This is a genomic window from Moraxella sp. 179-F 1C4 NHS (assembly GCF_045370505.1).
Lineage (GTDB): Bacteria > Pseudomonadota > Gammaproteobacteria > Pseudomonadales > Moraxellaceae > Faucicola > Faucicola tetraodonis.
Genome location: NZ_JBIQEC010000003.1, coordinates 104,424 through 131,003, shown reverse-complemented (window position 1 = coordinate 131,003; position 26,580 = coordinate 104,424). Strand labels below are relative to the sequence as shown.

The following is a 26,580-nucleotide window of genomic DNA, read 5'->3' as shown; positions in this document are numbered from 1 at the left end:
GATGGCAAAATTTTTAAATACCAGTGGCACGACATATCATCTTGAAGAAATGATAAAGAAGGCTTCTGACCGCCTTATTTTAATTAGCCCTTATCTAAAGCTCAATGAACGAGTTAAAGAATTACTCGAAGACAAAAATCGCCTAAAAATTGATATTCGCATTGTATATGGTAAAAGTGATTTACAGCCCGAAGAGATTAATTGGCTCAAAAATTTAACGTTCATTCGAACCAGTTTTTGCAAAAATTTGCATGCCAAATGCTACATGAACGAGAATGAATGCATTATCACAAGTTTAAATTTATATGAATTTAGCCAAATCAATAATAATGAAATGGGCATTTTGATCGCTCGTGATGCAGATACTCAGCTATATAGCGATGCATATGAAGAAGCGCAGCGTATTATTCGTATTAGTGAAGAAATCAAAGTATCTGCCGATAAAGTAGAACCCAAAAAAGTCGAAATTCAGCCAAGCGAGTCGCCGAAAAACGAGCTGGCAAGTGAGCCAAAAAAACCACGCAATTTTGACAAATTAACTATCAGTAAACTTGCCGATAAGCTCGGTATAAAGTCGAGTGAGTTAAGCGAAAAATTAGAGCAATTAGGGTATATCGAAACCAAAGGTAAAAATATTTTCTTAACGGAAAAAGGTAAACAAGCAGGCGGTGAAACCAAAAAAGGGCAGTATGGCTATTTCACCGTTTGGTCAGTGGATTTAGACGTGTCGATTCAAGATGATAAAGGCACATCCTTAGCTGACAAATTATTAAAATTGTTTAGTTTTTAAATAAAAGGTAATATCATGTCAAACCAATCGCAAACTTCCGAAAACGAACATCCAGCCGAAGACGTCAACGAACTTATCAAACAACGTCACAGCAAACTTGATTTAATCAAACAAGCTGGCAAGAATCCTTACCCAAACCAATTCAAACGCAAAGAATATGCCCAAGACTTGCAGCAGCAATTTGCCGATAAAGACAAAGAAGCATTGGCAAACAGCGATAAAGTCATGGTGACTGTCGCCGGTCGTATCATGCTTAAACGGGTGATGGGTAAAGCCAGCTTTGTGACCATTGCAGACATGACAGGTCGTATCCAAGCCTATGTCAGTAAAAACGACTTGGGCGAAGAGATTTATAATGATTTTAAAACATGGGATATCGGTGACATTATTGGTGTGACAGGTTATGTATTTCGTACCAACACCGGTGAATTATCTGTGCATGCCACTGAAGTACAGTTATTAACCAAATCACTACGTCCACTGCCAGACAAATTCCATGGGTTAAGCGATACGGAGGCTCGCTATCGTAGCCGTCACCTTGACCTGATGACCAATGAAGACAGCCGTAACGCCTTTATTATCCGTAGTAAAGTCATTGCTGGTATTCGTGAGTATATGCTAAATGAGCGTTACATGGAAGTCGAAACCCCGATGATGCACGTCATTCCAGGCGGTGCGGTGGCTCGTCCATTTGTCACCCATCACAATGCGCTTGATATGCCGCTTTTTTTACGCATTGCGCCAGAATTGTACTTAAAACGTCTAGTCGTCGGTGGTTTTGAGCGGGTGTTTGAGATTAACCGTAATTTTCGTAACGAAGGAGTATCGGCGCGTCATAACCCAGAATTTACCATGATTGAGTTTTATCAAGCCTATGCCGATTATGAAGATTTGATGAAACTGACTGAAAATATGTTTGAAAAACTGGCAAACGATATTTTAGGTACCACGGAGATTGATTATCAAGGTGAAGCAATTAGTTTCAAAGCACCATTTGAACGCTTGCCAATGACCAAAGCGATTGAAAAATACGCGGATAATTTTGACATGAGCAAAATCGCAGACCGTGATTATCTAGCGGATTATGCCAAAAACGTACTCAAACAGGACGTTAAAGACATCTTTGGGATTGGCAAACTGCAAACCATCATCTTTGAAGAAACCGCCGAAACCAAACTGCGCCAACCAACCTTCGTCACAGAATATCCTGCTGAAACTTCACCACTAGCACGCCGTAACGATGACAATAGCGAAATTACTGACCGTTTTGAGCTGTTTATCGGCGGGCGTGAAATTGCCAACGGCTTTAGCGAACTCAATGACCCAATCGACCAAGCCGAGCGGTTTAAACAACAAGTGGCTGAGAAAGACGCAGGCGATGATGAAGCGATGCATTATGATGCAGAGTTTATCGAAGCATTGTCCTATGGCTTGCCACCGACTGCAGGCGAGGGCATCGGTATTGACCGTTTGGTGATGTTATTTACCAATGCACCGAGTATTCGTGATGTGATTTTGTTTCCGCATATGCGCCGCAAAGACGTCTAAAAAATATCAATACAGCGATAGCTTTCAAAACCGCAGTCATTATGGTGACTGCGGTTTTTTTATGATAATCGAGCCATCATCCAAGCTAGCTATCATTGAATACAGTAATATCAAAGATATCTTTTGAAACAAAACTAATAAAAAATCGGCTCAACTCACCAAATAATCAGTGTTAGACTAAACTGTATTTTTCGCTCAAACCCGTCTATTTTCTGACCTATCGTTGAGAAACGTTGACTATGACAGACCCCCGTTCAGACAAGCCTTTGGAAACCCCACCTGTTTTGCCGCCTACTTATCGTAAACCTAACAAATTTACTCTAATACTACCCTGGATTTTGTTACTGCTAGTGCTGTTGGCGGGTTTGTGGATGATGACCAAGCCACAGCTGCCTTGGCAAAAAAATCAAGCAGTGGTAGCCAGTCAGCCCGGTTGGCAGCCGCCGAAATCTGAGCCTGTCGATACCAAAAAACTCGGTGACAATCCAAATGCTGCGGTGGCATCTTATCACAATGCTGTCGCTGTCGCTGCCCAGTCAGTCGTCAATATCTATACCACGCAAAAAATCGAGGAGCATCCCTATATGAATGACCCGATGATGCGCCGCTATTTTGAATATCACGGTATCCCCAATGGCGAGAGCGATAATACCAATTTAGGCTCGGGTGTCATTATTTCGCAAGATGGCTATATCGTCACCAACTCGCATGTGATTTCTAAAGCCGATAACATTATCGTGATGCTCAATGATGGCCGCAAAGCAACAGCAAAAGTCATCGGTAGCGATGTAGAAAGTGATTTGGCGGTGATTAAGGTTGATTTGACAGGGCTGAAACCCTTAGGATTTCGTGAACAGTCGACCCAAGTGGGCGATGTGGTGTTGGCGATTGGCAATCCGTTTGGGGTCGGTCAAACCGTCACCCAAGGTATTATTTCGGCAACGGGGCGCACGGGACTCGGTATCAACACGGTGGAAGATTTTATCCAAACCGATGCCGCTATCAATCCCGGTAACTCAGGGGGTGCGCTGGTCGATGCTTATGGTCAGCTTGTTGGTATCAACACCGCGATTTTTTCACGCTCGGGCGGCTCAATGGGCATTGGGTTTGCCATTCCTACCGAGATTGTTAAGCTTGTGATGAATGGCATTATTAAAGATGGTAAAGTGCACCGCGGCTGGCTTGGGATTGAATTACAAAGTTCGATGAAAGACCCAACCAAGCTAGGTGATGACACGCAGGGCGTTGAAGTGATGAACGTGATGCGTGATGGTCCTGCCGCCAAAGCGGGCTTGCAAAAAGGGGATATCATCACCGCAATGGATAATAAACCTGTCAATGATGCCAACACGCTGATTCAAATGGTCGCACGTAAAGCACCCAACAGTGTGGTCAATCTACAAGTGATGCGTAATAAAGCGCAAAGCAGCGTCAATGTGACCCTAGGCGAAAGACAACCCCAAGAGGCTTTGACCGAGCTACCCACCTCACAAAACTTTGACCAAAATAATGATAGTGCTAATCAAAATGGTGCCAGCAATGAGGATGACATTCGAGCAGAATTAATGGAATTACTGAAAAAACATCATTAAACGTTATTCAAAATTCCAAAAGTTTGTTGCGTTGCGGTTAGGCAGGTGCTTTACTTGCTCTGGCTGCCGGCTGTGATTAGCTGATTTCATTGCCTGCTTTCATTACCCGCTAAGGTCAAACCACGCCCGCCATCCACTGCAATAATCTGCCCTGTGATATACGGGGCAGCTGCCAAAAATACCGCCACTTGCGCGATATCTTGCGGTGTGCCAATTCTTTTTAACGGTACGGCATGGCAGATTTTTTCAATCGTTTGGGCGGTGAGCGCTTGCTCAGTGCCTTCTATGGGTAAAATGTTAATACCCGGCGCGATACCATTGACGCGGATATCGGGCGCTAGTTCGATTGCTAGCGACTGCACCATCATTTGGTGCGCGGCTTTTGCCATGTTATAGACTGTATAACCCCCAAATGGCTTGCCATTGGCGTGAATGTCCAAAATGCTGATAATACAGCCTTGCGATTTTTTCAGATAAGGATGTAAATACTGGCTGATAAATAACGGGGTTTGCGCATTGGTCAAAAATAAATTTTGCCAGTCTTGCTGAGAGATTTGACCAAAGGGCGTCGGGTAAAATCGTGAGGCATTATGAACCAGACAATCCAATCGACCAAAACTGTTGATTATTCGCCAAGCTAACTGTGGCAACGTTTCAAAATCCTCTAAATCCCCTTGCACGCTTTTTGCTGACTGTGGGCGAATGGCATTACAGTAATCAACAAGTTCCATGGCTTCTGATTCGCTGGTGTGGTAATGGATGATGATATTATAATTGGCTTGGTGCAGTGCCAGCACAAGCGCCCGACCAATTCGTTTGGCGCCACCTGTGACACACGCCACGCGGCACGGATTGGATACTTCGCTCATCGCTGCTTGATTCAACATCATTTGCTACCTATGGCTATTTGATTAATCGGTTTGTCGTTTTAATCATTCATGCTTTAATCCATATGAGCCCAATTGGTTGGGATTGGAAAACCCTATGATTATCACACACCTTGAACGAGCGACACAACTTTATCAAGCGCTGCAGGATTATCAGCAAAGCACCCATGCTTTTAGCCAGCCGTCACAGCGGCAATTGACCGCTTTTGCCAATCATTTGGTCGCTAGCGAAAGGCAAGCACAGTATTTGACCGCGTTAGCCAAGCGTACACCAGTTACCCCCACTTATTGGTCAACGCAGCGAGCCAATCCCAATAGCGCGTTTTTTGACCCTGTCAAAGCCATATTATATTGGCAAAATATCGATATCGCCGAGTCGCTTTGGTTGGCTTTTTTACTCATTCATGTCGGTGATAGCCCACAGCTACAGGGCAACCGTCAATCTCAATGGCAATATTTACGCCTATTGTATGGCAATTTTAGTGGTGCTGACGAACCTAGTAAACCCTTACTGAGTTGGGCAACTATGACCGCCAACCCTCAAGTAGTCGTAGAGTGGGTTCGTGAGTGTCAAAGCCATTACATAAGCTTTAAATTCGGTAAACATCGCAAATATGAGTCAATCAAACAGCTGCCCCAAGTAGTGGATAGTTATGGGCATTGGCTTGCTGATATAGGTGGGGTAGCAAATTTAACCAATGAAGAGATGCAACAAGATTTGAGCGCTGAACAACGCTTTGCCCACTTATATAAAACCCTAAACATCTATCGATTTGGACGATTAGCCAAATTTGAGTTTTTATCGTTACTGGGCTATCTTAAAATTTTAGCCATCAAAGCCGATCACTGCTATTTGACTAAAGCCACAGGCCCCAAACGTGGCGCAAAATTGCTATTTGGCCATTACACCACAGACCCTCAGTTAGAGCGTTTAGCGGTACAAACAGCAGAGGCAATTGGGGTTGATCATGCGGTATTTGAAGCAGCGTTATGTCATTGGCAAGCCTCACCGAATCACGCACCAAGTCCTAACGATTTACCTTAAATATACATAAAAAAAGAGCAGGGGTTATCCTGCTCTTAATTTTTGGTACTGAAAAATTAGTTAGCTTTAAAATAGTTAACTTTAAAAAAATTAGTTACCTTGCTCAAGCGTTTGTTGATAGGCTTGGTCAAAATTGACTGGCGCAAGTAACAATTGTGGGAAGCTACCACGGGTCACAATGTCACTGACCACTTCACGGGCATAAGGGAACAATACGTTTGGACAATACGCACCTAAAATTGCTCCCAATTGTTCTTCAGGGATATTTTGCAACATAAAGATGCCCGCTTGGTGTACTTCTGCGATAAATGCGGTTTCACCACCGTTATTGGCAGTCACATTAACGGTTAATATCACTTGGTAGTGGTCATCGTCCAATTTTTCAGCGGCACTTGATAGGTTGATATCAAGCTCTGGTTGCCATTCACGGGTAAATACATCTGCACCCGGTACTTCTAATGACATATCTTTAACATAGATACGTTCTAGCGCCAGTTGTGGTAAGTTTTGTTCGTCTGCCATGGTAGTGTCCTCAATTAACTGTTTTTACGGAAATTATAACAATATGACAGCTTTAACTTTTTCTAAAAACTAGTCTAAAAACTATCAACTGTATTTATAATGGGGGTTATTTATCTAGTAAAGTTTTTTAATCTGTTAACGGTTAATCCGCTAATAGACCATCAAGTTTGCCTTGACGCTCAAGACCAGCGAGTTGGTCATAACCACCAATGAAATTATCGCCAATAAAAATTTGCGGTACGGTGCGGTAGTTATTGGTTTTTTGCGCCAATGCCTGACGTTCTTCTGTGGTCACATCATACATGTTGACTTCTTCAAATGCTTGGCCTTTGTTTTTTAATAGCATTTTAGCTTGCATACAGTAGGGGCAAGTCGGTGTGGTATAAATTTTCACCATAGCCATAACAATCTCCTTATTTCTGGATTTTTTAAATTAGGTTAAAAGCTTATTATCAAATACCGATGAGATAATAAAGCGTTATTGATGGTTATGGGGCTTGGCGATTTAAATTTCAAATTGTGAACAGCCAACCAGTCTTATTTGGTTTTGCCGGGCACGGTTTTTTCTACCACTAAAGGTAAACCTGCGGCTTGCCAATTGGTAATACCACCATCGAGACGATAAACGTTGTCGTTACCAATCATTGCCACTGCAGTACCCGCCGTCATACCCATTTGGCAAACGATGATAATAGGATGGTCAGCACTGCGAAGTGCGTCAACGTGATCTTTTAGCTCAGTAAACGGGATATTGCGGCTGCCTTTGATATAGCCTTTTTCAAAATCTTTTCGTGGACGGATATCAATCAGCTGAGCGTTTTGGTTGTTAACCATTAAGCCCACTGCATTTGGATTGATTTTTTTGCCGCCACGTTTGTTCTCAAGCATAAAAAATAGCACAATTAGCACAAACATGGTGCCAAATAAAAATGGGTGATGACCCATAAACTCAAACCAACGTTCCAAGATATCCTCCACAGGGGCATGTCGTCAAAATTATCGTTTGATTGCCCATAAAAAATTGACTGTATTATAACGGTAGTTGTCAATTTTAAGAAACTTTTATTTAGTCTACTATTTGGTCTACTATTTAGTCTAAAATCGCAAGCTTAAAAATCCTGCGAGGCCGCTTCTTGTTGCAATAGCACCAAATTATCCACCCGCCTTGCTAGCACTTGCCCGTCTGTCACCGCCTGCCACATCGCACAATTGGGCGTGGACTCGGTGTGTTTGCAATCGCGAAAACGGCAGTAGGGGGCGAGCGGCGCAAGCTCGATAAAGCCTTGCAAAATATCATCAGGGGTCAAATGCCAAAGCCCATATTCGCGAATACCGGGTGTATCAATAATGGCGCCTTTGCTGAGCGCCATCGAGTCAAACGCTAAAAATCGACTGGTGGTAGTGGTATGCTGACCCAACTGTGAAATGGTTGAAATTTCATTGACTGATTGTCCTGCAGCAGGCAATAACTGGTTGACCAAGCTGCTCTTGCCAACCCCTGATTGACCGGCAAAAATCACGTTCTTGCCGGCAACGGTGTTTTTTAGCTCAGTTAACTCACCATTCGATTGGGTCACCAAGGTGGCATAGCCAAGCTGTTGATAGGCTGTTAGTAGCTCTGTCACCTCGCTATGACTGCCATCTGCCAACAAATCGGCTTTATTTAAAATCAGCAATGGCGTGATGTCTGAGTGATGGCAAGCCACCAAATACCGATCAATCAGCTGGGCAGACGGTAGCGGCAGTGGGGCAAATACGACTGCTAAAATATCAACATTGGCGGCGATGGGTTTGAGCTTGTGGTAACGGTCGGGGCGGTTGATGATGCTTTGTCTATCATAAATCGCTTCAATGCGTCCAAGTCCTGTATTTGGGTCAGCGACAAAGCGGACTTTATCCCCAGTGGCAATCAGTGGCAAGTTAGTACGGGTGTGACAACGCCAAACACTGTGCAGGGTGATGGGTTGCCAAAACGGTTCTGGCTCGTCAGCGGCGACAATCGGTTTTTCAGGCAGGGTTTGCGGTAGGCTAGTGGCTTGGACTTCGAGCTGCTTGCCGAAGTTTGCGACAACAATGCCATCCATCAGCTGGGCATCGTCCAGCACTTGCTGGGATTTTTGTTGTTTTTGGATGCGGCGGGTTTGCTGGTCAGTGAGTTTACGTTTACGGATTAACGCCATACGCTATCCACTACATCAGCCACTAGGGGATTTTTTACCATACTAACACCTTATAAAATTTTGCAATATCTTTAGACTCGCTACATGAGCACGCCTGAGCAATCGCCAACAAAACCGATATTTTACCTGTAAAATCTGCTAAGATGGCGGATTATTTGTTAAAGAGTATGAAAAGGCAACAGTATGGCGGTTGATAAAAAACATCTGATTTGGATTGACCTTGAGATGACAGGTCTAGATACCCTCAACGATACCATCATCGAGATAGCGACGATAGTGACTGACAGTGAACTCAATATCTTAGCCGAAGGTCCTGTGTTTGCCATCCATACGCCTGACATTGTGCTCAACAGCATGGATGATTGGAACACGCGCCAACATGGGCAATCGGGACTAATTGACCGTATTCGCCGTAGTAACGTGACGATGGCTCAAGCAGAAACCGAAACCATTGCATTTTTGAGTAAATATGTCGAATCAGGACGCTCACCGATGTGTGGCAATTCGATTTGCCAAGACAGACGGTTTTTGGCACGGCAAATGCCGACGCTTGAGCGGTTTTTTCATTACCGCAATTTAGATGTGTCAACGGTCAAAGAGCTGGCTTATCGCTGGCGCCCCGATATTTTGTCAAGCTTTGAGAAAAAAGGAAGTCATTTGGCACTTGATGATATCCGTGATTCAATTCGTGAACTGCGCCACTATAAAGAGCACTTTTTTAAGTTTATTGGTTAACAGTAAAATTTTTAAAACGATACAATTCATATCATAATACTTGAAATTGTCCAAAATTTTAGGCATCATAAGCTGACAAAAGGAATTTGTTAGCTTGACTTGATACAAGTAAATCAGCGTGAGTGTAAATCAGTGATAGTTGCGAGCCCATCGTCAAAAAACTGGTTATATCAGCTCAAATTTATTTCAAGCCAGATTTATTTTAAGTCAGCGTTATTTTAAGCCAGTTGGTGACCGTTAACACTGGCTTTATTCCTATCTCATGGACGACATTAGGAGCCAATCATGGACAATCTTGACACCCAAACCCCGCAATCTACCCATCCTGATTATCAAAGCTACCACTATCAAAGCTACCGATATCAAAGCTACATTGACCAATTCAATATCGACGAACTTGAACAGCAAATCCTGCAAGGTTGCCGCATCAATGGTATCAACGCCTATGTAGAATGTGTGGGTCGTCATGCCCAGTCTGATAAGGCAAATAAAGTCGCGCTAGTGCATGAAGATACCCAAGGCAATATCCATAAAATCACTTACGCACAGCTCGATAAACTAAGCGGTAAAATGGCAAATCTGCTGACTTCTTTGGGGGTGGAAAAAGGCGATCGGGTATCAACCATGCTGTCACGTACACCGACTTTATTAGCAGTGATTGTGGGTGCGTGGCGCATTGGTGCGGTATATCAGCCATTGTTTACCGCATTTGGTGTCGAAGCGATTGAATACCGCCTTGAAAAAGCCGCTACCAAAGTGGTTTTCACCGACAGCCATAACCGTGAAAAATTCAATGACATAAACCCACTACCAAACATGGTGATGGTGGGCAGCGAGCAAGCCGCCAAACAATATGGCGATTGGCATTTTGATAGCTTAATGGCAGCGCAAAGCGAAGACTTTGAACCTGTGATGCTAACAGGGGAAGATCCTTTTTTGCAAATGTTTACTTCAGGTACCGTGGGCAAATCAAAAGGTGTGGCAGTACCACTTAAAGCGCTAACCGCATTTTATTTGTACATGGTACATGCAGTGGGTCTAAGCGATGATGACCAGTTTTGGAACATGGCTGACCCAGGTTGGGCCTATGGCTTGTATTATGCCATTACAGGACCTTTGCTAGTCGGTGCTACTACCCACTTTAATGAGTCAGGGTTTGATGCCAAGCATACATTAGATTTTATCAAAAACCATAAAATCACTAATTTAGCCTCATCACCCACTGCATTTCGTATGATGAAATCAAGCGGTGTTTTTGACAACAAAGCTGATGAGTTACCGCTATTGACGCGTATTAGCTCAGCGGGTGAGACGTTAAATACTGAAGTGGTGACGTGGATCACTGACCATCTTGGTGCATCTATTCTTGACCATTATGGACAAACCGAATTGGGGATGGCGTGCTGCTGTCATCATAAGTTAACCCATGATCAGCCAATTGGTTCAATGGGTATGCCATTGCCAGGTTATCGCTTGGCGGTACTCGATGAAAACTTTAATGAACTAGGCGCAGGCGTCCAAGGTCAACTAGCCGTTGATGTGGCAAACTCGCCATCCTTATTTTTCCAAGGCTATACGTGGAACGAAAAAAATCCGTTTGAAAATGGCTATTATCTGACGGGCGATATGGTCGAACAGCATGATGATGGCACTTTTTGGTTTGTCGGGCGTGATGACGATATTATTACCACCGCAGGGTATCGCGTGGGTCCTACAGATGTCGAGAATACGGTAATGGAACACCCGTCGGTAGCCGAGACCGCGGCGATTGGCGTGCCAGATGACATACGCGGCCACATCATCAAATCTTATGTTGTACTCAAAGACGGCTATACAGGTAATGACGAGTTAGCCAAAGACATCCAAAGCTTGGTGCATGCACGGTTATCTGCCCATGCGTATCCACGTATCGTTGAGTTTATCGATGCCCTACCAAAGACCCCAAGCGGTAAAGTGCAACGTTTTATGCTGCGTAGCATGAGCGTGGCGCAGTAACAAAAATTTTATCCCTATGCAAAAGAGTATCTAGTATTAGCTAGGCTTTTTTTATCAACAAAAAATAACAGGTTAACGGAAAAACAATGCAAGTAAAAAATAATACATTTTTGGTCACAGGCGGCGCGTCAGGTCTAGGTGAAGCGACAACCCGTTATTTGGTGGCACATGGCGCAAATGTCATCATCGCCGATTTGAACCAACAAGCCGGTGAGAAATTAGTGGCTGAATTGGGCGACAACGTGATTTTTGCAAAATGTGACATCACCAGCGAAGCGGATGTCAAAAATGCGATTGAGGCGGGTGTGACCAAATTTGGTAAATTATCAGGGTCAATCAACTGTGCTGGTATCGTGGTGGTGCAAAAATTACTGGACAAAGAAGGCAATCCAACCGATTTAACCACCTTTGCCCGTGGTATCCAGATTAACCTCATCGGTACTTTCAATGTGGCGCGACTAGCGGCGGCTGCGATGGCAAAAAATACTGCAGACAGCAACGAAGATAAAGGTGTGATTATCAACACCGCTTCAATTGCCGCATTCGATGGTCAAGTCGGGCAAGGCAGTTACTCGTCATCTAAAGCAGGCGTGGTGGGCTTAACCTTACCACTCGCGCGTGAGCTGCAGCGCCATCAAATACGTATCATGACCATCGCCCCAGGGGTGTTCGGTACACCGATGATGGCAAGCCTGCCAGAAGCTGCCCGTACCAGTCTTGAGCAAGCCGTGCCTTTTCCCAAACGTTTGGGCAACCCAGAAGAATTTGCTAAATTGGTGGTACACATCATCGAAAATAGCTATCTTAATGGCGACGTTATTCGTTTGGACGGGGCTATTCGCATGGGTTAATTCAGGTGATTGTTGCCTGTCACTGGGCACGGTGACTGGCAACAGAGACTATCAACTTAGCCCTCTAAAAAAGCCACTCTGAGGAAGATTGGCTTTTTTATTAGCTATTTCACGGGGGCTATTTGCTAAGTCACTATTTGGTGAGTATTAGCCGGTTATTACGGGTCAATCGAAGACGGTATTCTTCGCCGTCATGCTGAATGCGAATCTCTTTGGTCAGCGCAAATAAATGATTGGAATATAGCGTAGGCAAGGAACTTTGTTGGATAAGATTGGCGCGATTTAATAAGTGTAGCATGGGATACTCCTTTTCTCTGTAAGATGGGCGAATAGTGTTTTTAATTGATAATGATTATCATTTATATTTTATGGGTCGTCAAGTGACTTTTTTCACTTTTTCATCAAATTTAATGCTTTATAATGGGTAACAATCAATAGTTTGAGAAAAATATGTCAAAAGTCGTCAATGTGGCAGTCGCGGTGATACATTTTAACAATCAATATCTACTGGGATTTCGCCATGCCAGTCAACACCAAGGCAATCGCTATGAGTTTGTCGGGGGAAAAATTGAGCCAGATGAAACCCCAACACAAGGGTTAATCCGTGAAGTCCATGAAGAGATTGGTTTGGATATCGCGCAAAATACCGCAGTCAAAATGGGGGTGATACGCCATGATTATGCTGATAAAACCGTGGCATTGCACGTTTTTAAAATTCAAGTGAGCCAAGCGCAGTTTGATGGGTTACAACAGGGTAATGGCAAGGAAGGTCAAGCCGTCACATGGGCGCACCAGTCAGACTTGTTTGCCAATCACTACCCCTTGCCCGATGCCAATGCCCGCATTTTACAGTGGTTAAGATTGCCCAATGCAATTTATATCACGCAGCCTTTAGATTACTTCGTTGGTGTGGATAAGTGGGTTGATTTTTATAGCCAAAAACTACCCCAAAGTGCCCATTGTTATCTTCGCCCGCAAACCAGCCATGAAAATGCCACCGCTATGATTGATGGCTTGCTCACGATAAGGGCGGATATCACCCCGATTATTCAATATGCAACACTAGCGTGCTTATTTAAGTGCTTACCTGAGCGCTTATTTAAGCGTTTAGATGCGTGGTTAAAAAACGGCATGGTGCATTTGAATCACCAACAACTCGTCACGCTTGATTTCTCAAGTTTATCAAAAAATTATCGCTATTTTGCCAGTTGCCATGACCAACATAGCCTAAGCAGATTAAATACCTTGGCAACCTCGCATACTGTAATGGGCTGTTTTTTATCCCCGGTGAAAGCCACACCGACACACCCAGAAACCTTTCAAAATGGGGGCATGGGCTGGCAAGCGTTCGGTGAATTAGCAAAGCTTAGTGATGTACCGGTATTTGCGCTGGGCGGGTTGGAGCAGGCAGATTTAGCCACCGCCTATGAGCATGGGGCGATGGGAATCGCGGGTATTCGGTTATTGGTCGACAAGGTATAAAAACTAGCCAACAGGTTGACAATAGCGCATTCACTGTAACAACTGGCTGACAAAAAGTGCCCCAATAGTCACCGTTTGAGCGTTTATTTTAGGCTAAAATGAGTAGTGTAATGACTAATAAAACCACCAATCTAGAATCACCAATCACAATGACCAACTAAGGTGACATACACAATGAAACTGATGAATAAAAAAACGTTAGCAGTGGCAGGTATTGCAGGTACATTAATTGCGATAAGTGCTTGCTCCACCACCACCCCCACCAAAAACACCTCAACCGAAACCACCGCCAAGTCCACAGGCATTGGTAAAGCTCAGGCGGTGCAAAGCGTTGATTTAAACCGTTATGCGGGCAAATGGTACGAAATCGCCCGTTTGCCGATGTTTTTTCAGCGTAACTGTGCCAGTGATGTCACCGCCACTTATACCCTACAACCGACAGGCAAGGTGGAAGTTAATAACCAGTGTATGGGCAAAGACGGCAAACCCATGCAAAGCATTGGTGAAGCCACCAAAAATGGCGATAGTGGCAGTAAACTTAAAGTTACTTTCTTGCCGCAAGGATTGCGTTGGTTGCCTGTGGGTAAAGCCGACTATTGGGTACTTGCTTTAGACCCCAATTATAATCATGCGTTGGTGGGTACGCCAAACCAAAAATACTTGTGGATTTTGTCACGTACGCCCACGATGGATGAAGACACTTATCAAACAATGGTCGCTACCGCAAAATCTCAAGGCTACGATGTCAGTAAATTGCAAAAAACCGTACAAAACAGCCGATAAGCTAGGTAGTTGAAACACCCTGCTTTAAAATTGCTAAAACGCCTAAATTCCGTTACAATCTAGGCGTTTATTTTTGCTGCATTTTTCACAGATTTTATTTTTCCTTCACAAAAAAAGGTCATACTATGTCTGCCAATCTCTACCAAGACCACCTCACCACTCGCAAAAATCAAGAAGCCCAAGCGGTTCAGTTACTAGTTGAGCTAAATACCCTAGCCAATAAAGGCGTCGATGTGCTGTTTTTTGGCAACCGCATTGCGCTAAACCTTGTTGATATCATCGCTCATCATGACAAAAACGCCCTTAACATCGCTGATACACTCGCTTTCGCCACCGCGTTAAACGACCAAAATCTAAGCCATACCACGGTGGACTTGGGTCAAGCGCTCAAAGCAGGTAAACAAGCTGACAGCTTTACTAGCGGTGACGAAGTGCCTGCGACAGATGTCGTGTTGTACGGTTTTGGTCGTATCGGTCGTATTTTAGCTCGTTTGCTGATGAGCCGTCCTGCCTCAGACAAAGGCTTACAATTAAAAGCCATCGTCGTTCGTCCAGCCGGTGAAGCAGATTTGGAAAAACGTGCAAGCTTGCTTGAGCGTGACTCGGTACATGGCTGGTTTGATGGCTCAGTGGTAGTGGATAAAGCAAACAGCGGTATCATCGCCAACGGTCGTTTCATCAAAGTCATTTATGCTTCTGACCCAAGCGAAATCGACTACACGTCTTATGGTATCGACAATGCCTTAATCATTGACAACACCGGTAAATGGAAAGATGAAGCAGGTCTTGGCAAGCATTTACAGTCAAAAGGTGCCAAAAAAGTGCTATTGACTGCGCCAGCGTCGGGTGATATCAAAAACATCGTTTATAATGTCAATGATGACACCATCGGCAGTGATACCATCGTGTCAGCGGCAAGCTGTACCACCAATGCGATTACCCCTACGCTCAAACTCTTAAACGATAAATACGGCATTGAAAACGGTCACATGGAAACCATCCATGCGTTCACCAATGACCAAAACTTGGTCGATAACCACCATAAAGCCGAGCGTCGTGGGCGTGCTGCAACCTTAAATATGGTGATGACTAGCACAGGCGCTGCCAAAGCGGTCAGTAAAGCGATTCCAGAACTAAAAGGCAAATTGTCAGGTAGCTCGGTACGTGTACCAACGCCAAACGTGAGCCTTGCGATTTTGAATTTGAATTTCAAAAACCCGGTCAATTCAAGCGATGAACTCAATGCCTTTATCAAAGAAGCCACTGAGAGCGAACAATGGCAAGCGCAAATTGCTTATTCAGATTCGGATGAAGCGGTTTCTACCGACTTTGTGGGCTGCGAAAAAGTGGCGATTTGGGACGCCAAATCTACGCTTGCGCAAGACAACCGTGCCGTGATGTACCTATGGTATGACAACGAAATGGGCTATAGCACCCAAGTTCTACGTGTCGCTGAAACCATGGCAAAAAATGCCTAAATGTTCCTAAGCGCTAAGAACGATGACAAGACCGCTCAAGTTTGGGCGGTTTTTTATTGGATAAAATTTCAAACATCAATCCTGTTCAAATTTTTCTTGCTAAAATTCATGCTATAATATTTGGTTATTCAAGAATTTAAGGAAAGTCTTCAATGCGTTTTATCGATGAAGCAATCGTAACAGTCAAAGCAGGCGACGGCGGCAATGGTATCGTCAGTTTTCGCCGAGAAAAATACGTCCCCAAAGGCGGTCCCGATGGCGGTGATGGCGGCAAAGGCGGTGATGTGTACGTGGTGTGCGACGACAACACCAACACCCTCGTCGATTACCGGTTTACGCGTCGCTATGATGCCAAGCGCGGCGAAAATGGTGGTGCCAAAAACTGTTCAGGTCGTGGCGCGGATGATATCTATCTATCTGTGCCCATCGGTACCACCGTGGTTGATACCGAAACAGGTGAGGTTTTAGCGGACTTGACCAAAAAAGGGCAAACGGCGAGGATTGCCAAAGGCGGTGACGGCGGGCAAGGTAATACCCATTTTAAAACCTCCACCAATCAAGCACCACGACGTGCCACCCCAGGTTTTGCAGGTGAATTAAAAGTCTTGAAGTTTGAGCTAAAAGTGGTAGCGGACGTAGGTCTTATCGGTCTGCCAAACGCGGGTAAATCCACCTTTATTCGTCAAGTCTCTGCTGCCAAACCCAAAGTTGCCAATTATCCGTTTACCACTTTGGTACCGAATCTAGGTGTCGTGGATGTGGGCAAACACCGCTCATTTGTTATGGCAGATATCCCAGGACTGATTGAAGGCGCCTCTGAAGGGGCTGGACTGGGTATTCGCTTTTTAAAACACGTCGCTCGTACCCGTCGATTATTGCATCTTGTCGATGTACAGCCCATTGATGGTAGCGACCCTGTGGCAAACGCCCAAGTGATTTTTAATGAGTTAGAAAAATTCTCGCCAGAGCTGTCAAAACTGCCACAGATTTTGATTTTAAACAAAATCGACCAAGTGCCCGAAGAGTCATTAAACCAACTTTGCACTCATATCGTGGCAGAGCTTGGTTGGACAGGGATGGTTTTTCGTACTTCCACGCTCACAGGGGAAGGGGTTGATGCCGTGGTTTGGCATTTGATGAATGAAATCGAGCAAGAGCGCGAGATGGAAGAAACTGATCCCGACTTTGCTGAAAGTCAGCGGTTGCGTTTTGAACGACTGGAAGCGGAAGTGCGCGCCAATACGGAAGAGCAAAAAGAAGCGTATCGTGCCAAACGTAAAGCTGAGCGTGAAGGTCGCGCATTGGATGACGATGATTTTGATGACGACGACTACGATGACGATGATGGCGTGGAAGTGGTCTACGCACCTTAGCGGTGATGGAAATAGCTTTAAAAAGGTTAGCGCGGGCTAACCTTTTTTATTAGCTGAATTTAGATAAGGACAGGTCATTTTTTTAATGCTTTGACAATGTGGGGTAATTCACCATAAAACACCCCAATGCCTGTTCCCATCAAGCCGTGATTGGCGAGCGAAATGGTCGACACGCGAATAACAGGTAAATCATGCCAACCAAAATGGGTCGCCAATAAATATTTAAGATACTCGGTGCTTTCATGATGCCCCGTATCTGTCAAATAGATAAACGCGGGTTGATTTGCGGCAAATTTTTCGACGGTTTTTCCCATGGTTGTCAGGGTTTTTTCAAGCTTACGCACTTTTTCCACCGCGATAATTTCGCCAATTTGATTAATTTGCATAATCGGTTTGATATCAAATAAGTTGGCAACAAATGCGGCAGGGGCGGACAATTTTTTGTTGCGAATAATATAGTCCAAGTCGCTGAGGGTAAATAAAAATTCACTGCGACGACGCAAATCGTCAAGTTTTTTTGCCACGTTTTCAAACGATTCACCTTGCTCAATCAACACTTTTGCCTCGTACGCCAGCGCCCCTTCAGCAATATTAAGTGTTTTGGTGTCATACACAAAGATGTGCAGGCGATTGGCATAATGTACTTTGAGTTCTTCTAGCATGGGCAAAGTTTGGCTAAATTTGGACGAGATGCCGCAAACAAATACCTCAGTGACCCCGCGAGCAATCAAATCATTAAACAACAGATGCATCTCATGGATGGATGGCGGAAATGTCCTCGCCACCGATTTGAGGTTGGTTTTCATAATGGTTGCTAGACGTTCACTGGTGATATTTTTACCATCGATAAAATCAACGTTATTGATGTTTACGTGTAAGCGCAGAATGTCCATGCCTTGCGACAATCCAAGGGCTTCAAGACAAGATGAGGAAGTGGTGACGACAGCTCTTTTCATAAATTTGATAAACCCAGTAGCCCATGAAGATGAGCAAATTTATATAAAAGCAAAGTTGATAGCAAGTTATCCTCATCTAAATTGAGAAAACCTCAAGTCGATATTTTTTAGTTGACAATGTCAATTTGTTTTTTCAATGGTTGCTATTTAATTGGGATAAAAATGCGTATGGCAAAAACGTGTGATATTTAACGGCTACCGGCATCGATTAGCATTTATAAACCCAGTAAAAATTGTTACAATGCTCAGCCAAGCCATTATGGCATTTAATTTGATTAAAAAATTGCACTTGACTGATTATGACTATCAACTTATGACTGCCACCGCCTCACCTAACTCAACTAAAAAAGCCCTTAAGTCCAACACCATTGTGGTAAAAATTGGTTCATCGCTACTGACCAATAATGGTAAAGGTTTGGATCGCACCGCAATTTATGAATGGGCGAAGCAAATCGCCAAGCTGCATAATGAAGGCTATCAAGTATTGCTAGTATCCTCAGGGGCAGTGGCGGAAGGGGTGGTGCGGATGAATTTGGAAGAACGCCCCAAAAAATTACAAGCCTTGCAAGCCTGCGCCGCCATTGGGCAGATGGGCTTGATTGAAACTTGGTGGTCGGCGTTGATTCAGTATGGTGTACAAAGCGCACAATTGCTACTGACACATGACGATCTTGCCAATCGAAATCGTTATCTCAATACCGCCAGTACGTTAAATCAGCTACTTGAATGGCGTGTGCTGCCTGTCATTAACGAAAATGACACCGTCAGTGTCGATGAAATCAAATTTGGTGATAATGACAGTCTAGGTGCGATGGTGGCAGCCATGGTCAAAGCTGATTTATACATTATATTGACCGATCAGCAAGGCGTATTCACCGATAACCCTCGTACCAACCCGGATGCGAAGCTGATTAAGACTGAGCGGGCAATGGCAGATTATTTGTTTGACGTGGCGGGAGATGGCGGCAAATTGGGTCGTGGCGGCATGATTACCAAAATTCGTGCGGCAAGGCTTGCGGCAATGGGTGGTTGTCCCACCGTGATTGTCAGCGGCAGCATCGATAACGTGATTAATCGCGTGGTCAAAGGGGAATCCTTAGGTACGATGCTCACCACCAATGACGATGATAAACGCATTGCCAAAAAACAATGGTTAGCCGCTCATCTGCGTATGGCAGGTCGCTTGGTGATTGACGATGGCGCAGTGGATGCCATCATTAAAAATAACAAAAGCTTATTGCCTGTCGGGGTGATTGAAGTGCAAGGTGATTTTGATGAGGGCGATGTGGTGGAATGCGTTGATAAAACAGGGGTACGTATTGCGGTCGGTCAGGTGGATTTCTCATCAAATGAAGCTAAGCGCATCGCTCGCAAACGCAATAGCGACATCGAAGCGATTTTGGGTAAAAATGAGGAACGGCACGTGATGGTACATCGTGATAATATGGCGATTATCGTATGATTTTCGACAATTTTTGATTGAAATTTGACTACTTTTAGACTGATTCAATAGTATTTTTACCCAATAGTACTTTTATCCAAGATTATTTTTGAAGGCAATGACATGACCCATAACTTTCCGATGTTAAAAAATGACCGCATTTTAAGAGCCATGCGTTTTGAACCTGTGGATGTGACGCCTGTGTGGATGATGCGACAAGCCGGTCGGTATTTGCCTGAGTATAAAAAAACCCGTGCCCAAGCCGGTGACTTTCTATCGCTTTGCAAAAATACTGATTTGGCGACGGAAGTCACCATTCAGCCATTTCGCCGTTTTGAGTTGGATGCGGCGATTTTGTTTAGTGATATTTTAACCATTCCTGATGCGCTCGGTTTGGGTCTGTATTTTGAAGCAGGGGAAGGCCCAAAATTTCACAAAACTGTCAGAAGCATGGCAGAGGTTGAAGCTTTGCCAATCGTCGCGATGGCAGATGCACTCGACTATGTGATGAAAGCGGTGACCAGTATTCGTCATGCGCTGGCAGGTCGTGCGCCATTATTTGGCTTCTCGGGTAGTCCGTGGACGCTAGCGACCTATATGATTGAAGGTGGTAGTTCTAAAGAATACCGCTATGCCAAAGCCATGTTGTATGGCGAACCTGACACCTTGCATGCGCTGCTCGCTAAAATCACCGACACTGTGATTGATTATTTGCTAGCGCAAATAGCAGCGGGGGCGCAGTTGGTACAAATTTTTGATAGTTGGGGCGGGGCATTGGCGCATCGACAATTTGTTGAATTCTCGCACCATTACAATACTAAAATTGTCGCGGCGATCAAAGCAACATACCCAGAGGTACCTGTGGTACTATTTACCAAAGGTGGCGGCTTGTGGTTAGATACCCAATGCCACAGTGGCGCGGATGCGCTAGGACTTGATTGGACGATGCCACTAGATAGAGCCCGCAGCATCGTCTTTGAACAACAAAAAGAATTGACCAAATTGCACAAAAAGCTGCATACAGGCATCGCGCTGCAAGGTAATCTTGACCCCGCGACATTATTTGCATCGCCTGAGCATATTCGCCAGCAGACGCATTTGATGCTACAGGACGCCTACAGCCTCGGTGATAAAACAGGCTATATAGCAAACTTAGGTCACGGTATTAACCAATGGGTTAATCCTGACCATGCCAAAGCTTTTATTGATGCGGTGCATGAATATAAACTTTAATACCAACATCAGGAGACGACCATGATCAAAGTAGGTATTGTCGGTGGCACAGGCTACACTGGCGTAGAGCTAATTCGACTATTGAGTCGTCATCCACAGGCACAAGTGACGATGCTGACATCGCGCTCAGAAGCGGGCAGACGCGTTGATGATATGTTTCCAAGTTTGCGGGGCGTGACCGATTTAACGTTTTCGGATTTGGATGAAAAAAAATTAGCAGCATGTGATGTGGTATTCTTTGCTACGCCACATGGCGTCGCGATGAAGCATGCCAGATTTTTAACCGAAAATGGCACTAAAGTCATCGATTTGGCGGCAGATTTTCGTTTGCAGTCGCTACAAGATTTTGAAACTTGGTATAAGCTTGAACATGCTTGCCCCGATATTTTAAAAGACGCTGTGTATGGGTTACCCGAAGTCAATCGTGATGCCATTGCCAAAGCCAATGTCATTGGCAACCCAGGTTGTTATCCCACCACGGCGATTTTGGGGTTAAAACCGCTAATCGATGCCCAAAACAGCCAGCAGCAGGCATTGATTGAACCTTGGATTATTATTGATGCCAAATCAGGCGTCTCAGGTGCAGGTCGCCAAGCCAAAATGAATTTGTTATTTAGCGAGACCTCGGATAGTTTTAGTGCCTATGGCGTGGCAGGTCATCGTCACGCTCCAGAGATTAGCCAAGGGATTGACCAAATATTGGGTCAAAGCAAACACTTTCAGTCGCATGATATCCGCTTTGTACCCCATTTAGTACCCATGATTCGCGGTATGTTTACCACCATTCATGTTCGGTTGACGGCGGCGGGTCAAGCGTTAGATTTACAATCCTTATATGAAACCAGCTATCAAAACGAATATTTTGTAGACGTCATGCCAAAAGGAATGTACCCAGATACCCGTAGTGTACGGGGTAGCAACTATTTAAGAATGGCGGTGCAAACACTAGAAAATGGCCCGATGGCGACGATTTTGGTGGTACAAGATAATTTGGTCAAAGGTGCGGCAGGACAAGCCGTGCAAAATATGAATGTGATGTTTGGCCTTGCAGAGCAAACAGGATTGGCATTGGTTGCCGTCGTGCCTTAAGTGATTTCTTGAATAAGTTGTCTGCTTAAGTGGTTTTCTTAAGCTATTTATGGTCAGCCTGTTTAGAAATATTAATGTCATAGCAAGCACTGCTTTATTTTTTTTAGCCAAAAAAATATGACGCTATGATGAAATGGGCTAACTTTATTATTTTTTCGGTCAATAAATTTAGCTGAATTCATCATAATTTTTGTTTATAATGGGGTTCGCTTTAATGGATGTCATATTCATCAACCCTTTTTGAGCTATCATCAGTACTGTGATTATCCATGTTTTGATCGTTTTTCAATTTGAGTATCTCTATGGATTTGCCCGAAGATAATAACTCTTCTCAATCTTTGCCAGAAGCACAACGCAATTATATTACCCAACCCAACAAGGTGTCTGGGTGGTTGATTGCGTTTGGGGTTAGCTTGTTGTTAGTTGCTATTATTGCACTGGTGTTAGGTCAACGCATTGGTTATCATCGCGGCTTAAGCTTTGCCGCTGAAGAAGCGAAAAAAACCGCCGCAGGTCTTGAAATCTCAGCAGAAAACATCAAATCATTAAAGCTAAAATCTGATACGTTGCAAAGCCAATTAACCACCGCGCAGCAAGAGCGTGATATCAGCTTGGCGAACCTATCAGCACTGCGTACCGATATTCAAGATTTAAAAGTCACCAACTTACAGCTTGAACAAGGTCAGCAATTCTTAACCACGTCGCTTGCTAAAAAAGGCGGTATGAGTTTACAAGTCATCGGGGCAAAAATCGCACCGTTGCCAGAAAATGCCTATGAATACCGCTTTGATGTCGGTATGGTCGATGCGTCAAATCAGCCAAAAAATCTGATACCAAAATTGACATTGCTGGATGAAGTTAATATGGTCGAAGTACCATTGCAACCCAATAGTTACTCGATTCATGGGATTGCAAGAATTCGCGGGCGTTTTTTGATGCCCAAAAACTTTGTACCCAAACAAGTGAAACTTGAATTAACCGCCGGCAACCAAAAAACTCAGCAAGTGTATGATTGGCAACTCGGTCAGCCGATTGATAACATGCCATATACGCTTGAAGAAACGCCTGAAGCGGATAAACGACCTGTGAGTTCGACCGATAGCACGCCAGTGGCAAGCACAGTCAATACGCAAAAACCTGCCGCAACGACTGCTGCAAAGTAGTATAATCAATGTTTAATCTAATCTTAGGTAAATGTTCAATTAATGATGTTTCAAACGCTTAATTTTTCTCGTCAATTAGTTGTGTCACAGCCAACCACCACGAATATGGATTGGCATCTGCCGGCATGGTTGCCAACACAACTACCTAAAAAGTCCCCTAAACAGCTACCTAGCCAATCACCAAATTCATTGCCAGCCCGTCTGACCGACATAGAAGGCGAGCCAAATACCGACCCCGTCGAAGATGTGCTATTGGCTGATCCTGAACTGAAAAAACCACAGATGTATGCGGTGGTCATGTACAACGATGACTATACGCCGATGGAATTTGTGGTGGATGTTTTACAAAATCATTTTAAACATACGCTAGATTCCGCTATCAGTATTATGCTTGCCATTCATCAACAAGGCAAAGGCATTGCCGGTATATATCCTAAGGACATCGCAGAAACCAAGGCCCAAACGGTCAACCGTGAAGCGCGTCAGGCAGGCTATCCGTTATTGAGTCAAATCGAACCCCAAGGTTAGTGGTATTTTGCGATTTAACCCCGTTTTATTTTTAGTGGTACCTCCTTTCTATTTTTTATTCATCATTGAAATCTTTGCCATTTTAAAATCCGCCATTAACTACGTTTTATCACTTGAATTTATTAGCAATGTCATTATATTAAACCTAATGATTTTGATTTTTCCCATTTTGTCATCTTTCATTTTTACTTCCTTTTAACCGAACTTAGCATGATTAGACAGATATCTATAAGATATTTGGGGCTGAGGTGACGGCAAATGAAACTTGAGAAAACATCAATACACAATACACATAACCCTCAACACCAATAACCATATCAAACCAATTAAAGCGCATGGTGTTTTTCAAGTAGGGCAAAATCAAAAACCGTCGGTGACACGTATTAAGGACATCTTATGTTAAGTTTAGAATTACAAAGCACGTTGCGGTTGGTAGTGACACTCGCAAAACAACGTGCACATGAATATTTAACGGTCGAGCATTTGCTATTAGCACTGTTAGAGAATGAAAATGCGGTAGAAGCCTTGGTGGCTTGTGCAGTCAATGTGGATCAGCTTGGCAAAGATTTGACCCAGTATATTGATGAACATACCCCAACAGTCGATATCAACGAAGATTACTCGCCACAACCTACGCGCAGTTTTGACCGTATCTTGCAGCGGGCGATTTTTCATGTGCAATCGGTTGCCAGCAGCCGTTTGGTGGAAGGCTCAGATTTACTGGTGTCTATGTTCTCAGAGCATGATACCTACGCGGTTTACCTGCTTAAAAAACAAGGGGTTACCCGACTTGAGTTGACCCAGTATCTGTCACATGGTCAAGACAAAAAAGTACGCGACAAATTGAACAGTGTTGAAACTGAAGAAACGGGCGAAAAAGCCAATAAAGACCCATTGACTGAATTTACCATTAATCTCAATCAAAAAGCCGCTGCGGGCGGCACCGATCCGTTAATTGGCCGCCAAGCAGAAATCGAGCGTACCGCGCAGATTTTATGCCGTCGCCGCAAAAACAATCCCCTACTGGTGGGTGACCCAGGGGTGGGTAAAACGTCGATTGCGGAGGGCTTGGCATGGCTGATTGTCAATGACAAAGCACCAAAACCATTATCAGGCTGTGTGGTGTATAGTCTAGATATTGGTGCGCTGATTGCCGGTACAAAATACCGCGGCGATTTTGAAAAACGGATGAAAGCGCTATTAGATGCCTTAAAAGCCAAGCCCAATGCGATTTTATTTATTGATGAAATCCATATGATTATTGGCGCCGGCTCATCGATGAGCAGCAATATGGATGTGTCAAATTTAATCAAACCTGCGTTGGCATCAGGTGAGCTGCGTTGTATCGGCTCAACCACCTTTACCGAATACCGCCAAGTGTTTGAAAAAGACCATGCCTTAAGTCGTCGTTTCCAAAAAGTTGATGTCAACGAGCCATCCATTGATGAAACGATTGATATTCTACGCGGTCTGAAAAAACAATATGAGAAATTCCATAACGTAAGCTATACCGACCAGGCACTACAAAGTGCCGTGAATCTAGCGGTAAAACACATTCACGAACGCTTTTTACCTGACAAAGCCATTGATGTGATTGATGAAGCGGGTGCATTTGTTCGCCTGCAAAAACAAGCTGAAAATCAGGTTGAATCTGGTGTGGACAGTAATCAATCCACTGATACTGTAGCAAATGACAAGCTATCAAATCAGCCTGTGGTAGATGAAGACGCACTTGTCGATGACTTAGATATTAGCCATGCAGCGGATGGTGTTGTCGAACCTGAAGCTATGTTAAGCGAAGCCGATAATAAGGTGATTGATGCGGCACAACAAGATGGTGAGGTGGTGATTGATGTCCCGCAAATTGAATATATTATTTCAAAAATTGCGCGTATCCCGCCAAAATCCGTCTCAACGGATGACAAATCGGTGCTACAAAATCTTGAAAGCAACCTAAAACATCTGGTGTTTGGTCAAGATGAAGCCATCAAAAACTTGGCAGATGCCATTAAGTTGTCACGTGCAGGCTTAAAACCCGATGATAAACCGATTGCTTCGTTTATGTTTGCCGGTCCTACGGGTGTCGGTAAAACTGAAGTCAGTCGTCAGTTAGCGAATTTATTAGGCATTGAGCTGGTTCGTTTTGATATGTCTGAGTATATGGAAGCACATACAGCGTCCCGCTTGATTGGGGCGCCGCCAGGCTATGTGGGCTTTGATCAGGGTGGTTTATTGACCGAAAAAATCAATCAATTTCCGCATTGTGTGCTATTGCTGGATGAGATTGAAAAAGCCCATCCTGACGTATTTAACTTGCTGCTCCAAGTGATGGATCATGGCTCGCTTACCGACAATAACGGTCGCACCTCAAGCTTTAAGCAAGTAATATTGATTATGACCACCAATGTCGGCGCTGATAGCATCAGCCGCAACAGCATGGGCTTTACCAAACAAGACCATAGCCGCGACAATAGTGAGGCGATGAAACGGATGTTTACCCCAGAGTTTCGCAATCGTTTGGATGCCATCATTCAATTTAACCCATTGGATCAAAATGTCATTGTATCCGTGGTTGATAAATTCTTGGTTGAGCTGCAAGCCCAGCTCGATGACAAAAAAGTGGTGCTTGAAATTGATGATGAGGTCAGAAATTATCTGGCAGAAAAAGGTTACGATCGTCTCATGGGTGCACGCCCAATGAACCGCTTGATTCAAGATGAAATCAAAAAACCATTGGCAGAGCAAATATTATTTGGTGATTTGGTCAATGGCGGTACGGTTTCGATTCGTATGAATGCAGATAAAACAGCGATTGAGCTTGTGCCCATTGATGAAAAGCAAATCGATAATGTCTAGGTCTAGGTTTAGTAATTAGTAATGTCTAGTATAAAAAAAGGAGCCAATTGCGC

At 44.1% G+C, this 26,580-nt stretch carries 24 protein-coding genes; 17 read left to right on the top strand and 7 right to left on the bottom strand.

Features of this window, described 5'->3' with window-relative positions:
- Window position 1: 1 nt before the first annotated feature.
- From ACH0AB_RS02420 to ACH0AB_RS02410, 3 genes are all read left to right on the top strand, one after another.
- The gene (locus ACH0AB_RS02420; protein WP_406877018.1) at window positions 2-790 is read left to right on the top strand and encodes a phospholipase D family protein; all 789 of its coding nucleotides are present in this window, start codon (window positions 2-4) and stop codon (window positions 788-790) included.
- Between the two features lie 15 nt (window positions 791-805).
- The gene (lysS, locus tag ACH0AB_RS02415; protein WP_406877017.1) at window positions 806-2,338 is read left to right on the top strand and encodes a lysine--tRNA ligase; all 1,533 of its coding nucleotides are present in this window, start codon (window positions 806-808) and stop codon (window positions 2,336-2,338) included.
- A gap of 239 nt (window positions 2,339-2,577) precedes the next feature.
- On the top strand, window positions 2,578-3,930 hold the full coding sequence (locus ACH0AB_RS02410) for a S1C family serine protease (protein ID WP_406877016.1): 1,353 nt from the start codon (window positions 2,578-2,580) through the stop codon (window positions 3,928-3,930).
- Between the two features lie 86 nt (window positions 3,931-4,016).
- On the opposite strand, the gene ACH0AB_RS02405 is transcribed toward ACH0AB_RS02410, so the two are convergent.
- A complete protein-coding gene (locus ACH0AB_RS02405) occupies window positions 4,017-4,820 on the bottom strand; it encodes a pteridine reductase (protein ID WP_406877015.1) in 804 nt (267 codons plus the stop codon).
- A gap of 94 nt (window positions 4,821-4,914) precedes the next feature.
- Here ACH0AB_RS02405 and ACH0AB_RS02400 point away from each other — a divergent pair, with 94 nt between their 5' ends.
- Window positions 4,915-5,862 carry an alpha-glutamyl/putrescinyl thymine pyrophosphorylase clade 3 protein gene (locus ACH0AB_RS02400; protein WP_406877013.1) on the top strand — a complete coding sequence of 316 codons (948 nt, stop codon included), beginning with the start codon at window positions 4,915-4,917 and terminating at the stop codon, window positions 5,860-5,862.
- 90 nt (window positions 5,863-5,952) lie between these two features.
- Here ACH0AB_RS02400 and secB read toward each other — a convergent pair whose 3' ends face one another.
- The 4 genes from secB to rsgA form a co-directional block, all read right to left on the bottom strand.
- Complete coding sequence (gene secB, locus ACH0AB_RS02395; RefSeq protein ID WP_007114956.1) at window positions 5,953-6,384, bottom strand: protein-export chaperone SecB; 432 nt, start codon at window positions 6,382-6,384, stop codon at window positions 5,953-5,955.
- 142 nt (window positions 6,385-6,526) lie between these two features.
- The gene (gene grxC / locus ACH0AB_RS02390; protein WP_036589920.1) at window positions 6,527-6,787 is read right to left on the bottom strand and encodes a glutaredoxin 3; all 261 of its coding nucleotides are present in this window, start codon (window positions 6,785-6,787) and stop codon (window positions 6,527-6,529) included.
- 134 nt (window positions 6,788-6,921) lie between these two features.
- Window positions 6,922-7,350: a rhodanese-like domain-containing protein gene (locus ACH0AB_RS02385; protein ID WP_076774070.1), complete on the bottom strand. Its 429-nt coding sequence runs from the start codon at window positions 7,348-7,350 to the stop codon at window positions 6,922-6,924.
- Window positions 7,351-7,493: 143 nt separating this feature from the next.
- Window positions 7,494-8,564 (bottom strand): ribosome small subunit-dependent GTPase A, encoded by a 1,071-nt coding sequence (rsgA, locus tag ACH0AB_RS02380; RefSeq protein ID WP_406877011.1) that lies wholly within the window; start codon window positions 8,562-8,564, stop codon window positions 7,494-7,496.
- 183 nt (window positions 8,565-8,747) lie between these two features.
- Here rsgA and orn point away from each other — a divergent pair, with 183 nt between their 5' ends.
- The 3 genes from orn to ACH0AB_RS02365 all read left to right on the top strand — a co-directional run bounded on the left by orn (window position 8,748) and on the right by ACH0AB_RS02365 (window position 12,145).
- On the top strand, window positions 8,748-9,299 hold the full coding sequence (gene orn / locus ACH0AB_RS02375; RefSeq protein WP_095356063.1) for an oligoribonuclease: 552 nt from the start codon (window positions 8,748-8,750) through the stop codon (window positions 9,297-9,299).
- A 285-nt stretch (window positions 9,300-9,584) separates the two neighbouring features.
- Window positions 9,585-11,294 carry an AMP-binding protein gene (locus ACH0AB_RS02370; protein ID WP_406877010.1) on the top strand — a complete coding sequence of 570 codons (1,710 nt, stop codon included), beginning with the start codon at window positions 9,585-9,587 and terminating at the stop codon, window positions 11,292-11,294.
- A gap of 86 nt (window positions 11,295-11,380) precedes the next feature.
- Complete coding sequence (locus tag ACH0AB_RS02365; protein ID WP_406877009.1) at window positions 11,381-12,145, top strand: SDR family NAD(P)-dependent oxidoreductase; 765 nt, start codon at window positions 11,381-11,383, stop codon at window positions 12,143-12,145.
- A 133-nt stretch (window positions 12,146-12,278) separates the two neighbouring features.
- Here ACH0AB_RS02365 and hemP read toward each other — a convergent pair whose 3' ends face one another.
- Window positions 12,279-12,443: a hemin uptake protein HemP gene (hemP, locus tag ACH0AB_RS02360; protein WP_007114963.1), complete on the bottom strand. Its 165-nt coding sequence runs from the start codon at window positions 12,441-12,443 to the stop codon at window positions 12,279-12,281.
- Window positions 12,444-12,595: 152 nt separating this feature from the next.
- On the opposite strand from hemP, the gene ACH0AB_RS02355 reads away from it, so the two are divergent.
- From ACH0AB_RS02355 to obgE, 4 genes are all read left to right on the top strand, one after another.
- A complete protein-coding gene (locus tag ACH0AB_RS02355; RefSeq protein ID WP_406877008.1) occupies window positions 12,596-13,627 on the top strand; it encodes an NUDIX domain-containing protein in 1,032 nt (343 codons plus the stop codon).
- A 174-nt stretch (window positions 13,628-13,801) separates the two neighbouring features.
- Window positions 13,802-14,410 (top strand): lipocalin family protein, encoded by a 609-nt coding sequence (locus ACH0AB_RS02350; RefSeq protein WP_219331444.1) that lies wholly within the window; start codon window positions 13,802-13,804, stop codon window positions 14,408-14,410.
- Between the two features lie 125 nt (window positions 14,411-14,535).
- Window positions 14,536-15,888 (top strand): glyceraldehyde-3-phosphate dehydrogenase, encoded by a 1,353-nt coding sequence (locus ACH0AB_RS02345; protein WP_313063079.1) that lies wholly within the window; start codon window positions 14,536-14,538, stop codon window positions 15,886-15,888.
- A 152-nt stretch (window positions 15,889-16,040) separates the two neighbouring features.
- Window positions 16,041-17,261 carry a GTPase ObgE gene (gene obgE / locus ACH0AB_RS02340; RefSeq protein ID WP_373703631.1) on the top strand — a complete coding sequence of 407 codons (1,221 nt, stop codon included), beginning with the start codon at window positions 16,041-16,043 and terminating at the stop codon, window positions 17,259-17,261.
- Window positions 17,262-17,335: 74 nt separating this feature from the next.
- Here the strand turns inward: obgE and ACH0AB_RS02335 are convergent, their stop codons facing one another.
- Complete coding sequence (locus tag ACH0AB_RS02335; RefSeq protein WP_406877007.1) at window positions 17,336-18,217, bottom strand: DegV family protein; 882 nt, start codon at window positions 18,215-18,217, stop codon at window positions 17,336-17,338.
- Window positions 18,218-18,530: 313 nt separating this feature from the next.
- Between ACH0AB_RS02335 and proB the strand changes: the two genes are divergently transcribed.
- The 6 genes from proB to clpA all read left to right on the top strand — a co-directional run bounded on the left by proB (window position 18,531) and on the right by clpA (window position 26,527).
- Window positions 18,531-19,679 (top strand): glutamate 5-kinase, encoded by a 1,149-nt coding sequence (gene proB, locus ACH0AB_RS02330; RefSeq protein WP_406877060.1) that lies wholly within the window; start codon window positions 18,531-18,533, stop codon window positions 19,677-19,679.
- A 102-nt stretch (window positions 19,680-19,781) separates the two neighbouring features.
- Complete coding sequence (hemE, locus tag ACH0AB_RS02325) at window positions 19,782-20,891, top strand: uroporphyrinogen decarboxylase (protein ID WP_406877006.1); 1,110 nt, start codon at window positions 19,782-19,784, stop codon at window positions 20,889-20,891.
- 21 nt (window positions 20,892-20,912) lie between these two features.
- A complete protein-coding gene (argC, locus tag ACH0AB_RS02320) occupies window positions 20,913-21,980 on the top strand; it encodes an N-acetyl-gamma-glutamyl-phosphate reductase (RefSeq protein WP_406877005.1) in 1,068 nt (355 codons plus the stop codon).
- Between the two features lie 302 nt (window positions 21,981-22,282).
- Window positions 22,283-23,143 (top strand): hypothetical protein, encoded by an 861-nt coding sequence (locus ACH0AB_RS02315; protein WP_406877004.1) that lies wholly within the window; start codon window positions 22,283-22,285, stop codon window positions 23,141-23,143.
- 42 nt (window positions 23,144-23,185) lie between these two features.
- Window positions 23,186-23,671, top strand: a complete 486-nt coding sequence (locus tag ACH0AB_RS02310; RefSeq protein ID WP_406877003.1) for an ATP-dependent Clp protease adaptor ClpS — start codon at window positions 23,186-23,188, stop codon at window positions 23,669-23,671.
- A 396-nt stretch (window positions 23,672-24,067) separates the two neighbouring features.
- The gene (gene clpA / locus ACH0AB_RS02305) at window positions 24,068-26,527 is read left to right on the top strand and encodes an ATP-dependent Clp protease ATP-binding subunit ClpA (protein WP_406877002.1); all 2,460 of its coding nucleotides are present in this window, start codon (window positions 24,068-24,070) and stop codon (window positions 26,525-26,527) included.
- Window positions 26,528-26,580: the final 53 nt, after the last annotated feature.

Excerpts from the sequence above, each read along its gene's own strand:
- ACH0AB_RS02420 (WP_406877018.1), top strand. The coding sequence starts at position 2 with ATGGCAAAATTTTTAAATACCAGTGGCACGACATATCATCTTGAAGAA.
- lysS (WP_406877017.1), top strand. The coding sequence starts at position 806 with ATGTCAAACCAATCGCAAACTTCCGAAAACGAACATCCAGCCGAAGAC.
- ACH0AB_RS02410 (WP_406877016.1), top strand. The coding sequence starts at position 2,578 with ATGACAGACCCCCGTTCAGACAAGCCTTTGGAAACCCCACCTGTTTTG.
- ACH0AB_RS02405 (WP_406877015.1), bottom strand. The coding sequence starts at position 4,820 with ATGATGTTGAATCAAGCAGCGATGAGCGAAGTATCCAATCCGTGCCGC.
- ACH0AB_RS02400 (WP_406877013.1), top strand. The coding sequence starts at position 4,915 with ATGATTATCACACACCTTGAACGAGCGACACAACTTTATCAAGCGCTG.
- secB (WP_007114956.1), bottom strand. The coding sequence starts at position 6,384 with ATGGCAGACGAACAAAACTTACCACAACTGGCGCTAGAACGTATCTAT.
- grxC (WP_036589920.1), bottom strand. The coding sequence starts at position 6,787 with ATGGCTATGGTGAAAATTTATACCACACCGACTTGCCCCTACTGTATG.
- rsgA (WP_406877011.1), bottom strand. The coding sequence starts at position 8,564 with ATGGCGTTAATCCGTAAACGTAAACTCACTGACCAGCAAACCCGCCGC.
- orn (WP_095356063.1), top strand. The coding sequence starts at position 8,748 with ATGGCGGTTGATAAAAAACATCTGATTTGGATTGACCTTGAGATGACA.
- ACH0AB_RS02370 (WP_406877010.1), top strand. The coding sequence starts at position 9,585 with ATGGACAATCTTGACACCCAAACCCCGCAATCTACCCATCCTGATTAT.
- ACH0AB_RS02365 (WP_406877009.1), top strand. The coding sequence starts at position 11,381 with ATGCAAGTAAAAAATAATACATTTTTGGTCACAGGCGGCGCGTCAGGT.
- hemP (WP_007114963.1), bottom strand. The coding sequence starts at position 12,443 with ATGCTACACTTATTAAATCGCGCCAATCTTATCCAACAAAGTTCCTTG.
- ACH0AB_RS02355 (WP_406877008.1), top strand. The coding sequence starts at position 12,596 with ATGTCAAAAGTCGTCAATGTGGCAGTCGCGGTGATACATTTTAACAAT.
- ACH0AB_RS02350 (WP_219331444.1), top strand. The coding sequence starts at position 13,802 with ATGAAACTGATGAATAAAAAAACGTTAGCAGTGGCAGGTATTGCAGGT.
- ACH0AB_RS02345 (WP_313063079.1), top strand. The coding sequence starts at position 14,536 with ATGTCTGCCAATCTCTACCAAGACCACCTCACCACTCGCAAAAATCAA.
- obgE (WP_373703631.1), top strand. The coding sequence starts at position 16,041 with ATGCGTTTTATCGATGAAGCAATCGTAACAGTCAAAGCAGGCGACGGC.
- ACH0AB_RS02335 (WP_406877007.1), bottom strand. The coding sequence starts at position 18,217 with ATGAAAAGAGCTGTCGTCACCACTTCCTCATCTTGTCTTGAAGCCCTT.
- proB (WP_406877060.1), top strand. The coding sequence starts at position 18,531 with ATGACTGCCACCGCCTCACCTAACTCAACTAAAAAAGCCCTTAAGTCC.
- hemE (WP_406877006.1), top strand. The coding sequence starts at position 19,782 with ATGACCCATAACTTTCCGATGTTAAAAAATGACCGCATTTTAAGAGCC.
- argC (WP_406877005.1), top strand. The coding sequence starts at position 20,913 with ATGATCAAAGTAGGTATTGTCGGTGGCACAGGCTACACTGGCGTAGAG.
- ACH0AB_RS02315 (WP_406877004.1), top strand. The coding sequence starts at position 22,283 with ATGGATTTGCCCGAAGATAATAACTCTTCTCAATCTTTGCCAGAAGCA.
- ACH0AB_RS02310 (WP_406877003.1), top strand. The coding sequence starts at position 23,186 with ATGATGTTTCAAACGCTTAATTTTTCTCGTCAATTAGTTGTGTCACAG.
- clpA (WP_406877002.1), top strand. The coding sequence starts at position 24,068 with ATGTTAAGTTTAGAATTACAAAGCACGTTGCGGTTGGTAGTGACACTC.